We start from the raw sequence: 13013 nt of genomic DNA, 5'->3' as shown, positions 1-13013 counted from the left end.
ATGCTAGTATACGAAGTCACCTTTCATGAGTAAAATGAATATAATGAATTGTTTACATTCCATTCGTCTATGTGAGAAGGGGCAGGGGCTATAGCTATCATGGAAATTCGCCATTTGCAGGTCGTCGCCGAAATTGTACGCCAGAAGAGCTTCACCAGAGCCGCCGAAACGCTTCATCTCACGCAGCCGACCATCAGCAAGACCATCAAGAATTTGGAGAACGAACTGAACGTTGAAGTGTTCGTCCGTGACGGCAAGGCTATAAAGCTGACGGATGCGGGACAGGCCATCATGAATTATACCGGTCCCATTCTTAAGCTGTTCGATCAGCTGCAGTCGGAGCTTCATGATCTGACCTATTTGAACAAGGGGCATATCTCGCTGGGTCTGCCGCCTATGGCAGGGGCGAATTTCTTTCCCTCTGTAATCAAAAGCTTCCAGGAGACTTACCCCGGGATTGCCATCCGGATGGTGGAGGAGGGTTCCGTTAAAGTGGAAGAGAGCGTCGCAAGCGGAGAGCTGGATGTTGGCGTCGTGCTGACCCCGGTCGATGATGAGCTGTTTGAATCCTTCCCCGTCATTGAGGAGGAGCTTAGGGTGATCATGCACCCGTCCAATGCGCTTGCTGGAAAGCAGCGGGTGGAGCTTGCCGAATTGGCTGAGGAGAGGTTTATTCTGTTCAACAGCGATTTTGCCCTGCATAACCGCATTATTGCGGAATGCCGCGCGGTCGGTTATACGCCGCGCATTGAATATGAAAGCACGCAGTGGGATTTCATCGGGGAAATGGTAGCGGCGAATCTGGGTATCGCCATGCTGCCGGATACGATTTGCCGGTTCTTTGATAAGGACAAGATATGCTCGGTTCCGCTTGTCAGTCCCGTCATCCCTTGGCAGCTGGCTATGGTATGGAGGCGGGAAGGCTATTTGTCGCGTGCCGCGCGTGAATGGATTTTATTTACAAAAGATTTATTTGCGGACTCAAGCCTGAATAGAACGAATCTGAGATAATGCTAGGGACGGCTTGGGATGAGGGGCGGGGTTCATCACTTGGCTTTAGTTATGGATTAATGGGTAATATATTAGAAGAATAAGGGTGCTGCCGGAGGAAGAACGGCTCTGAAACCATCAAAAGAGAGGTATTCCACGATGAAATTGACACCAGAGCAGCTCATCACGCTGCACGGTTTTAACAATCTGACTAAATCCCTGAGCTTCAATATGTACGATGTTTGCTATACCAAGACCAAGGAAGAACGAGAGGCCTACATTGAATATATCGACGAGCAGTACAACTCCGACCGGCTGACGGGGATTCTGCAATCTGTTACCGATATCATAGGCGCCCATGTGCTCAATATCGCCAAGCAGGACTATATTCCGCAAGGGGCCAGCGTCACCTTCCTGATTTCCGAGGGTCCTGTGGAGGAGGCTCCGACCGAATCGTTCGAGCAGTCTCCTGGGCCGCTGCCCAAATCCGTGGTGATGCATTTGAATAAAAGCCATATTACGGTCCATACTTACCCCGAATACCATCCGGACGAAGGCATCAGCACCTTCCGCGCGGATGTGGACGTGTCGACCTGCGGCGAGATTTCTCCGCTGAAGGCGCTGAATTATCTCATTCATTCCTTCGATACCGACATCATGACGATCGATTATCGCGTGCGCGGCTTTACCCGCGACATCCACGGCCATAAATTGTTTATAGACCACGATATCAGCTCGATTCAGAATTATATTCCGGATCAAATCAAGAGCATGTATGATATGATTGATGTCAATGTCTATCAGGAGAATATTTTCCATACCAAATGCAAGCTCAAGCAGTTCGATCTCAACAATTATTTGTTCGGCTACACCAAGGACAAGCTGGGCCCGGGGGAAGAGCAGGAGATTACGGAGCAGTTGAAGATGGAGATGGACGAAATTTTCTACGGCAAAAATATGAGCGTTGGTTCCATCGGGCAGGGCTCTAAGGAGTGAAGAATTGAACAACAGCATTCTGGACAAATATTGCATCGTGATGATCGGCTATGCCGTCTCCCGAATCGGCCAGGTCAAGAAAGTAACGGGCCGGACGGTGCATGTGGATTGGGGCAACAAGACGATGATCTATATCAACAAGGATTTTAAATGGATTCCCGTGACCAGGGAAGAGATCGAGACGAAGTACAGGAAGAACAAGTTCACTCCCGAGTCGCTGAAGCGGGCGGAGGAATTGGGACTGGCTATTCGGTAGCGGGGAGCGCGAAAGTACATTGTGGTCAAGAAAATCGCATTTCCAGCCAACGAGCAAAATCTTGACCGGCTCGAAGCGTATTTACAGAAGATGTCCGTCTGATCGCTAAACACTTATTAATGTAAATTATAGTATTGGAATAGACGAAATAAATTTAAAATAGAGAATAAAATTTCTATAACAGACTTTGGAAGTGAAAACACTTATGTATTCCGCTAAATAACGGAGTGCTTAAGTGTTTTTTTAATCTTATTTATAGCAATGTTCAGATTTTGTATAGATTTGAAATGTAAAATTAATCTAATTGTTCCTGTTCAAATGATGATACATGTATGGAAGCAGTCTGGCTTGTGAATTGGTAGAGAGGATTTCGAGGAAACGAATCCATCCAAGAGGCTGGACATCCATCGTTCACTAGGCAAATTTGAGCATTCAGGAACGATTCGAAGATATGAGGAGGATTTCAGAATGTTACTAATGAACAGACAGATTCGTTCCGGGATAGCGAAAGCGCTGAGCACCGCGCTAGTGTTCTCCGCTATTGCCGGAGCAGGCTATGCCAAGCCCGTAAATGCTGATCCAGGTCCGGGCGGGGCAGTAGGTCCCGGCGGGGTTGCCGGTGCCGTTTTGTGGTTGCGTCCCGATGCAGGCGTGAATGATCCAACCAGTGGAAGTAAAGTGTCCGAATGGGCAGATCAAAGCCAGAGCGGAAACCCGAATAAGGCAACCCAGGGCAACGTGGACAATCAGCCCGCCTATTGGGATGACGCCGAGCATAACATCAATTTTAATCCGGTAGTGGAGTTTTACGGAACCCAGCTGGATCATCAAGCCGAACCCAATGTTCCCAAAGAAACGTATCTTGATCTCGATGTAAGTCATCTACCGCAAAATACGAGCCCAAGATCCATTATTACAGTGGCCAAATCCAACATAGACGGAGTGGCCCAAGCAGCACACTCCACCCGGTATATTATTTCATGGGGCACAAATGATACAAATGCTTTCTCCAACATGAGTATGATTCAAAATGGAACCAGGGGGGGCTTAACCCCTGCGAATGGCACTCAGAGCCAGACGATGTATAGTCCCGATGGATTGGTGAACACAACCGATCCGTTCGAGCTGTTTATTAATTGGGGCGGAGCGACCAATAATGCTGCCCATTTATTCAGCAAAATGAAACAAGTGCAGGACAGCACATGGGGACAAGATGTTCCAAAGAACTGGGATACCGGCCAGGATAATGGTGCCAGAATTGGAAGTGTAGTTGGAACCCCCCAGCAAATTGAAGATTCATATTGGAATGGCAAGATCGAGGACGTCATTGTATACAATCGTGAGCTTATGCCGGAAGAGCGTCAGAGGATCAGCACTTACCTTGCGCTCAAATACGGCTATACGATTGATGCACAGCAAGGCGCAAACAGCAATTATCTGTCTTCGAACGGTAATATTGTATGGGATACGAACGAAGATAACCAACTTTATTCCAACAATATCGCCGGTATTGCCCGCGATGACGCAGGTGGTTTGAACCAGAAACAGAGCCGCAGCGTAAATTCAGGCATACCGCAGATTGCTGTCGGCCTGGGCAGCATTGAGGAAACAAATTCCCGGAACCAGGCTGCGTTCACGCAGGACAATCAATACCTGATCTGGGGAGACAATGGGCAGCAGCTCTCGCCTGAGACCATTGACCAATCCGTTGCCGGCAATGTTTACCGCGCGCAGCGGGTCTGGAATGTACAGAATACGAACGGCGTCGGCGCTGTGCAAATTTCCGTTCCGGATGAAGCTGTTGCGGATGATGCAAAACTGATTGTCAGTCACGACCCGGCATTCAGCGACTACACATTAACGGATATGCAGCATGAATCTGGCAGTTATGTGGCTGATAATGTCACATTGAATGACGGCGACTACTTCACATTTGCGCGTGTGAAGCCCGAGGCAGGTTCGCGTGGATTATTTACTTCTTCCGATGATACAACATCGAATGACGGATCCCTCGTAAAGGTTGATGAGAACTTAAACATTATTGACCTTATTGACTATGAAACAATAAATGGCGCCACGGTTGTCATTAACAGCGGATTGCAAAATGGCGATGCGCTCCACTTTGTTAATCAGAATGGCATTACTGGAAGCTATAATTCCGCTAATGGCGTTTTAACACTAACCGGCGAGGCGTCTGTTGCAGACTACGAAGAAGCGCTAAGAAGCGTTCAGTTTTCAACTACATCCGTTAACTTGGCGGGCGACAGAGACATTTCATTTACACTTGGCAGCGCCCTGCCTTATAGTAATGGCCATTTTTATGAATATATCGTCAAAGCTTCAAACCTTACATGGAACGCAGCAAAGGCTGAAGCCGAATTGCGGGACTATTTCGGTCGCCAAGGCTATCTCGTAACCATAATGGACGAACAGGAAAATGACTTTGTGGCACAAAAAACACAGGGTCTTGGCTGGATTGGCGCGCAAGATATTGAACGGAAAAATGGAGAGCCTATCGTCACTGGAGACTGGCGTTGGGTGACAGGACCTGAAGGAACGGAGGATGCTGGGAATGGCACGCCATTCTGGAAAGGCTACACATCGGGATCAACTTCTGCAGATGCTGGAACGGTAGACGGCGGGTATTCGAACTGGGTTACCGGAGAACCGAATAACAGCAACGGAGAATACGTCGCGCATATTTTTGGACCAGGGAGCACAGCGGGACAATGGAATGATTACTCTCCGACTAATAATACCGTTCGCGGTTACGTCGTCGAATACGGCGGATTGGCTGCTGATGATCAAACGATCAACATTAGTGCAGCCAAGACGGTTGCCGTCGTCCTGCCAAGTCCTGAGCTTGCAAGTGCAGCGCTTGGGAGCAGTGAAGAGGACGGGAATACGATTACACTCACATTCGATAGAGCGGTTCAGAACCCAAGTGACGGATTCACCGTCACAATAGATGGGGAAACTTTTGAACTGACGAGTGACGCGGTTTCAGTGAACGGTACGAAAGTGACGCTTAAATTGCCGGACGAGATCGATCTGACGGATGCTCATAAGGTTTCAGTAGCATACGATGCAGACAAAGGCGACTTGCAAGGAACGAATGATACTTTTGTCGACAGCTTCACCTTCGATTTCTTCGACAAGACGCTGCTTCAAGACAAAGCAGATGAGAGCGAAGGCTTGAACGAAGACGATTACACGCCGGCAAGCTGGGCAGCTTATCTGGAGAAGCGGCAGGATGCTCAAGCCGTGTTGGATAATCCGGCTGTAACGCAAGCGGACATCGATGCTGCGTTGACAGCACTGGAAGCTGCATATGACGGGTTAGTAGACAAATCGGCCCTGGCGGAAAAAGCGGCTGAGGCTGAGAGCCTGAACGCCGGCGATTACAAGCCGGACAGCTGGCAGGCATTTGAAAACGCGCTGGACGCTGCACAAGACGTGCTGAATAGACCAGACGCAACGCAAGAAGAAGTGGATGCTGCTTTGGCGGCGCTGACAACAGCTGCAGACGGTTTGGTGACCGTTTCGGATCCGGAGCTGGCCATCGTGCAGCCGGCCGGCAGCGTAGTGAACATCACGCAGCCGACATTCGAAGGTACGACGACACCCGGCGCTGCTATCTCGTATACCATTAAGAATAAAAATGGAGATACGATCGCTAGAGGGACAGCAATAGTGGACGAAGAAGGCAGCTGGAGCTTTACACCGGATGCGGTCCTGACCGACGGAACCTATACGGTGGACGTGATCTCTGAGAAGGATGGCCGTACCACGACCCAGAGCAAGACGCTCAAGGTTCAGACAGAAGCGGGAGGCCAGCTGGCTGATCTTGACCTCGCGGGCCACACTCCTGACGGAGATGCAGCCATTGACTTGGCTCCGGCGTTCTCGCCGGATGTATATTCGCTTTATAAAGCAACTGTAACAAGCGCTACGTATAGCCTGTCCATTGCTCCGGCCGCATTCGTCTCGGAAGATACGGATGTCAAGGTGACATTGAACGGCGAACAGATCGATCCGTCCGATTGGGACAGCCTGCCGCTTGTCGAGGGCCGAAACCTGATTAAAGTCGGCGTCTATGCCAAGGACGGAACGCTTCTGAATGAATATGAAATCGAGATTATCCGCACGACGAACAAGCTGGTTGGCCTCGCGTCTTCCTCGGGAAGCCTGAGCCCGGCTTTTGATTCGGATACAACGGCTTACTCGCTCAGCGTGAGCAACGGCGTTTCGAACATCCAATGGACGCCGACCGCTCTCGATCCGAATGCGAAAATCGAATTCAGCGTCAATGGCAGCAGCTGGCAGCAAACAGCCAGCGGAGCGATCAGCCCTGAATTGCCGCTTAATGTCGGAACGAACACGGTTACGGTCAGAGTCACTGATGCGGACGGTCAAGTGAAGGAATACACTATCACCGTTACCCGCGATGCCTCTGGATACGGGTGGGGCGGCGGCGATACTCCTACACCGCCATCGGCTATCGAAACGACTGTGAATGATGCGGACAGCACGTTCGCCAGCGGAACGACAACGGATGCGGGTACGACAGTAACCATTGACAACGATCAATTGTCGGAGATACTTGCCAGGGAAGACGGACAGCAGTTGAACGTCCGTGTGCCGGGCGAAGGCAGCATCAAGGTTGAAGGTCTGACCGCAGCAACGGTGAAGCAGCTGGCGGATACCGGCTCCACGCTGAATATCGAGAATCTGCTGGCGATTTATCCGATTCCTGGAGAACAGCTGGACCTGGGTTCGATTACGTCGCAGTGGAACGGCGCTCCGCTTGGCGATATTGCGGTTAATATCGACATCAAGCATTCCCCGGATGCATTGAAAACCGCTGCCGGCGAACAGGCGGCAAAAGCTGGTTATGAATTGCTGGTGAACCCGGTTGATCTGTCCCTCAGCTTCACGTATCAAGACCAAACGGTTGCGCCCGATCAATTGACGGGCTACGCACCGCGGTATATCGCCCTGCCGGAAGGCATTGATCCAAACAAGATTACGACCGGAGTCGTAGTCAACCCGGATGGCACCGTGTTCCATGTGCCGACGGTTGTGACCCAGATCAACAACCGGTATTTTGCACTAATCAACGACCTGCGCAGCCAGGGAAGCTATTCCGTCATCTGGGATCCGCAGGACTTTGATGATGTGAAGGGCCATTGGGCACAGGAGAGCGTCAACAATATTGCGGCCAGACTGCAGCTTGAAGGAACCGGCAATAACACCTTCTCTCCAAGCCGCAATATCAACCGTTCCGAATTTGCTGCGATTGTGGCTTCCGGACTCGGCCTGATGCGTCAGGGTGTGACGGAAAGTCCTTATGGTGATGTGGCATCCACGATCTGGTATCACGATGCCGTCACAATTGCGAGTGAGTTTGGCATCATTAAAGGTTATGATGACGACTCGTTCCGCGGCGAGCAGCAGATTACGAGAGAACAGGGCATCGCGATGATAGCCCGTGCCTACAATCTGATTGCGCCGCAAATCGCTCTGAGTGAGTCGGAGATCAGTCAGATCCTCGCTCCTTACGGCGATTCGGCGAAATTCTCCGGATATGCAAGAGAGTCCGCAGCTTTGCTCATCAAGGACGGCATCCTGCAAGGGATGGACGGACAGCACCTCAATCCGCAAGCGACGATGACGCGCGCGGAAACGGCTGCACTGATGGAAAGACTGCTCAAAGAAACGAAGCTGATCGACTAGCACACCAGAACAGCCACTGCCGCTTCATGCCGGCAGCGGCTGTTTTTTTTACGACTTTCCAATTCCAAGAATCGCTCTCTATCCACATGTTTATAATCGAAATCGATATATTTCACACCGAATGGATACCCGGACTTGAGATAATTCCCGCCGCAACGAAAGAGAAAATCCACTTAATAGGATGTAAGTACGGCAGGCATCTGGTAGAATACGAGTATAGAATTCCACCTGCCATGTGGTGCTTGGAGTGAAAAAAAGGGAGTCCTGTGACCATGCTTCAGCAGTTTAACCGCCGCTTAGAGCGTTTCTTGCCGCTGCTTACACCTACCAGTGTCCTGATCGGAGTGCTGCTGGGGAATCATTTGTCGGGTTTTACTTTCTTGTCCACCTGGATCTTCGCCTTCATGACCTTCTCGGGGAGCATCAGCTCCAGCTTCAAGGAATTTATTAAAGTACTGACGCAGCCCGTTCCACTGTTCATTACGCTGCTCATTCTCCATATCATTATGCCGCTGGTCGCCCTGGGAGCGGGGCATCTGTTTTACGCGCAGGACGCGTTTACCATGACTGGCTTCATTCTGGCCATGGCGATCCCGACCGGTATTTCAAGCTTCGTGTGGGTCGCCATTTACAAAGGAAATACAGCGCTTACTTTGTCGATTATTCTCATCGATACGATTCTGTCGCCGCTGGTCGTACCTTACACGCTGTCGCTTCTTGTCGGAACCCAGGTCGAGATGGACACCTATGCCATGATGCGGGGGCTCCTGCTGATGATTGTACTGCCGTCCATGCTGGGAATGCTGCTGAATCAATGGACGGGTGGCGGCATCCGGGATCACTGGGGACCGCGCCTGAGCCCTTTCTCGAAAATCGCGATGGGCATCGTCGTCGCGATCAACAGCTCGGTCGTATCCCCCTATCTGCGTCACTTCAACGCCAAAATCCTGGGGATTGCCTGCACGACGCTTGTCCTGGCCAGCTTGGGCTACATACTCGGCTGGCTCATAGCCAGGCTGCTGGGCTGGGAGAAGGATCTGGTCATTGCCCTCACCTTCAACGGGGGCATGCGCAATATTAGCGCCGGAGCCGTAATGGCCGTGTCGTATTTTGCCGCACCGGTCGCCCTTCCTGTCGTGCTCGGGATGCTGTTCCAGCAATCGCTAGCTTCGCTGTTCGGGTATCTGATCAACCGGCGGTATAATCTGAAGCGGAAACCGGAGTCCGGGGTTGTGGCTGACAGCAATTTCTCGGCATAATCTCTCTTACGGTTTTCATATACCTTTACAAAAACTCCATCCCTATTTAACGGATAATCAATACTTGCTCTATAGCATGAGGGAGTGAGTTACAAATTTGGTTTAAGCCAGGAGGAGAAAAGTAATGAGATTGGTTCTGATGGGCGACTTGCATTATCACGAGATTGATGCAACGATTCCGGGACTGCCGGAGGCTAGGACTGCTTTCTATCACACCTTGCTGGAACATTTTCTGAATACGGATGCCGATTTGCATATATCGCTCGGAGACCTGACAAATTTTGGATCACCCTCGGAGCTGCAGGAGGTTTATGAGCTGCTGCATCGTGAGGAACGGACATTCATTCACGTGCTGGGCAACCATGATGTCTACTCGCAGACACGCAATCAAGTGCTGGAGATTACAGGGCAGCAGCGCTATCACGCGATTGACACGGACTCGGCCTTCCTGGTCTTTCTGGATACGGCCAGGGAGATGGACACCGCCGATTGGAGCGGCTGGATCGACGAAGAGCAGCTGCATTGGCTGGAGGCCATGGTGGAGGAGTCCGGTACGAAGCCGCTGCTCGTCTTCGGCCACCACCCCGTCTATCAGACGACGGCAAGATCGGAGATGGACAAAGGCTCCATTCATCCGAGCATCGACATGTGGCGCATTCTGAACCGGAAAAACGGGGCAGGCGTCTATTTCAATGGTCATACGCATGTGAATTCGATTGTGGCCCAGAATAACTGGACCTTCGTACAGCTTGCCGCCTGTCTGGATCAACCCGGCTTCCGGATTATTGAGCTTGAGGGCGAGAAGATCCGCATCTCCGCTGTGGATATGATGGACGAAGCCATGCTGGAGCATGCTTCTACGATGCACCGGCATATGTCGCATTTTCACCACAATCCCAACGCTCGCGGCCTAGACGCCGACCGACAGTTCGAAATTTCCTTGCCGACAGCGGCACAGCCCCAATAGTGGAGGTTAGAGGAATGAAGAACGACGTAAACCATGCCGCGTTCCTGAAGGGTCTCGCCGCGCACAGATTGATCGCTTCGATCAAGGATCCGAGGCATATTGAGATCGCCCTGTCGCTGCGCGGCCAGTTGAGCGGCATCTTCTTGCTGACCGGCCACATCGGCGTTGTGAAGGGTTACGTGGACGTGTTCAAGGAGCATCAGCTCCCGGTCTTCCTGCATCTGGAGAAGATGGGCGGCCTCAGCACGGACAATTACGGTCTGGATTATTTGGCGAAGGTGATCAAGCCGACCGGCATTATTTCGACGAAAACGAATGTGGTGAAAACCGCAAAAAAAATGGGTCTGATCACTATTCAGCGCTTCTTCCTCGTCGACAGCGAAGGCCTGGACAACATCGCCAAGAGCCTCTGCCAGAGCGAGCCGGATATCATCGAAGTCATGCCTGCCCGCATCCCGGACATGATCGGCAAGGTGAAGGCATTCACCTCGCTGCCTATCATTACAGGGGGGTTGTTGTACGAGCAGAGCCAGGCGGAGGAATGCCTCAGGTACGGAGCGACAGCAATCTCCACGTCCAAGCCCGAGCTGTGGAGAGGGGCAGGCCCCTCGTCGGACAAGTCCAAGGACCGGCAGGTTATATGATAAGTCATTCTATTAGTGAATCTAATGGACGGTGACTAACTGGCGGAGCAGGCGGAAATAGTCTGTAGAAGCGTAAGCTGAAAAGCTGCATCGAATTTTACCGCCAAGCCCGAGCAGTGAAGAGGCGCGGGCCCCTTGTCTGACAAGTCCAAGGACCGGCAGGTTATTTAGGCTCCTCCCCCTCCTGAATAGTAAGCCGGTGACTAACCGGCGGAGCAGGCGGAAATAGTCTGGAGAAGCGTAAGCTGAAAGCTTTCGTAAGAAAGCTGCTTCGGAAGCATCTACTTACGACCTTTGTACCCCGAATTTATCAGATACAGGTGACAAAGCGATTCACGATGTTGATTGTGGATCGCTTTGCACCAAAGGTATCCAAAATAAAAAAAATTCAGGGGTACAACAGCTCCTCGACAAGTGACAAGCGGCTAACTCGCTTGTAACACTTGCGAGTATCGGAAGACGTTTCCGCCTGCGCAGCCTGCTTTTATTCTCCGCACGAATCTATGAAAATTCATATAATCTTAGCAATCAGATAACATAGATTTAATAAACATCACGTATCATTCGATATGAAAAGTAAATAGCAATCGGTTGGAGTATTGGAGAAACCTTATCCGCTGGAGGACATGAAATGTCCTCGGCAGGATTAAGGTTTCTTTTTTTGCGCCCCGGTTGTAACTCAGGAAAAGAAAAGGTGGAGGATCAGACAATGGTTAAGAAGCTTACTGCATTAACGCTGGCGATTTTCATGACGGGGGTGCTCTCGGCTTGCGGAGCGGGCGGCGCGAACACGAACAACACCGGCACGAACGCAAACACAGGCACGGACAACGCAACAACCGGGGCTGCAGCCGAGCCGGCAGAAGCCGACGCATCCAAGAAGGTTGTCATCAAGTACTGGTACGCGTTCGGTGAGAAGATTGAGGAAGCGAAGCTGCACATGGTCAAGGAATTCAATGAGTCACAGGACAAAATCGAAGTGGTGGCCGAGCACCAAGGCAACTACGACGACCTTCACGCCAAAGTACAGGCGGCATTCGCAGCCGGAGACGCACCTGCGGTAACCGACCTCGAGATCGCATCAACCGGCGTATTCGCACGCTCGGGCATGCTGGAAGAGCTGACGACCTATGCGGAGCGCGACAAGGATCAGCTGCAGATTGATGACTTCAATCCCGGCCTGATGGGAAATGCCTATGTGGACGGCAAGCTGTACGGCCTTCCTTTCATGCGCAGCACCCCGATCTTGTACAAAAATGTCACCATGCTCAAGGATGCCGGCCTCGACCCGGCTGGTCCGAAGACATGGGATGAGCTGGAGCAATATTCCCGCGTCCTGAAGGAGAAGGGCAAAGTCGGCATGACCGTGCCCATAGATATCTGGTTCTACGAAGGTCTCGTTGCCCAGAGCGGCGGCCAAATGCTGAGCGAGGACGGCAAATCGGCTGCGTTCAATTCGCCTGAGGGCGTGGCGCCGGTAGAGTTCTGGAAGAAGCTGTCCAGCGAAGGACTGATCAAGATCCCGATGGGCGACGAAGCGGGACCAACCGCGGATAAAGACTGGTCCAACCAGCTGTCGGCCTTCAAATTCGCTTCCACGGCCGGCGTAACCGGAAGCCTGGAAATTGCCAAAGGCAATGGTTTTGAAATGGAAACGTCGTTCATGCCTTCCAACGTAAGCTATGGCGTTCCGACAGGCGGCTGTCAGCTTGTCATTACGTCGAAGAGCAGCGATGAAGAGAAGCAAGCGGCTTGGGAATTCCTCAAATGGATGACGTCGAAGGAAAACACGATTTACCAGCATAAGCATGTCGGTTACCTGCCGACCCGTCTGTCTGCCGTAGAGAGCGATGAGTTGAAGGCGCATTTTGCCGAGTTCCCGCAGTTCAAGGTAGCCGTCGATCAATTGGAATTTGCAAGACCGCGTCCGATGGAGAATGCGTATCCGGAAGTGGCGAAGATCATCAAGGAAGCCATTGAGAAGGCGATTCTGGATCCGAAGGTGTCTCCGCAGGATTCGCTCAATCAAGCGGCGGAGAAAGCCAACAAGCTGCTTAGCAAATAATTTTTTGCACATCCCGCCATACGCTTCGACTGCATCATGCACCATCACTAGTATAGGCTGGGAGCTATTGAATACTGAAGTAACTGTTTAAACATGGAGG

Annotated in this window: 8 protein-coding genes; all 8 read left to right on the top strand. The window is 51.5% G+C overall.

Translation table 11 applies throughout. The features are described from left to right. The first annotated feature begins 99 nt into the window (after positions 1-99). The 8 genes from ACFOLF_RS13625 (at position 100) to ACFOLF_RS13590 (ending at position 12913) form a co-directional block, all read left to right on the top strand. Entirely contained in the window at positions 100-1011 is a 912-nt protein-coding gene (locus ACFOLF_RS13625; protein WP_210044664.1) for a LysR family transcriptional regulator, read from the top strand. Between the two features lie 138 nt (positions 1012-1149). Beyond that, positions 1150-1986 (top strand): adenosylmethionine decarboxylase, encoded by an 837-nt coding sequence (gene speD / locus ACFOLF_RS13620; RefSeq protein WP_210044663.1) that lies wholly within the window; start codon positions 1150-1152, stop codon positions 1984-1986. A 4-nt stretch (positions 1987-1990) separates the two neighbouring features. Beyond that, on the top strand, positions 1991-2242 hold the full coding sequence (locus ACFOLF_RS13615; RefSeq protein ID WP_210044662.1) for a hypothetical protein: 252 nt from the start codon (positions 1991-1993) through the stop codon (positions 2240-2242). Positions 2243-2710: 468 nt separating this feature from the next. Next, complete coding sequence (locus ACFOLF_RS13610; RefSeq protein ID WP_210044661.1) at positions 2711-7978, top strand: S-layer homology domain-containing protein; 5268 nt, start codon at positions 2711-2713, stop codon at positions 7976-7978. A gap of 272 nt (positions 7979-8250) precedes the next feature. Continuing rightward, complete coding sequence (locus ACFOLF_RS13605) at positions 8251-9237, top strand: bile acid:sodium symporter family protein (RefSeq protein ID WP_210044660.1); 987 nt, start codon at positions 8251-8253, stop codon at positions 9235-9237. A gap of 124 nt (positions 9238-9361) precedes the next feature. Next, positions 9362-10204 (top strand): metallophosphoesterase family protein, encoded by an 843-nt coding sequence (locus ACFOLF_RS13600; RefSeq protein ID WP_210044659.1) that lies wholly within the window; start codon positions 9362-9364, stop codon positions 10202-10204. A gap of 14 nt (positions 10205-10218) precedes the next feature. Further along, entirely contained in the window at positions 10219-10848 is a 630-nt protein-coding gene (locus tag ACFOLF_RS13595) for a glycerol-3-phosphate responsive antiterminator (RefSeq protein WP_210044658.1), read from the top strand. A 709-nt stretch (positions 10849-11557) separates the two neighbouring features. Continuing rightward, entirely contained in the window at positions 11558-12913 is a 1356-nt protein-coding gene (locus tag ACFOLF_RS13590; protein WP_210044657.1) for an ABC transporter substrate-binding protein, read from the top strand. The last annotated feature ends 100 nt before the right edge of the window (positions 12914-13013 follow it).

Source organism: Paenibacillus sepulcri (assembly GCF_042647105.1).
Taxonomy (GTDB): Bacteria; Bacillota; Bacilli; order Paenibacillales; family Paenibacillaceae; genus Paenibacillus_Z; species Paenibacillus_Z sepulcri.
This window is presented reverse-complemented; position numbering and strand designations above follow the sequence as displayed.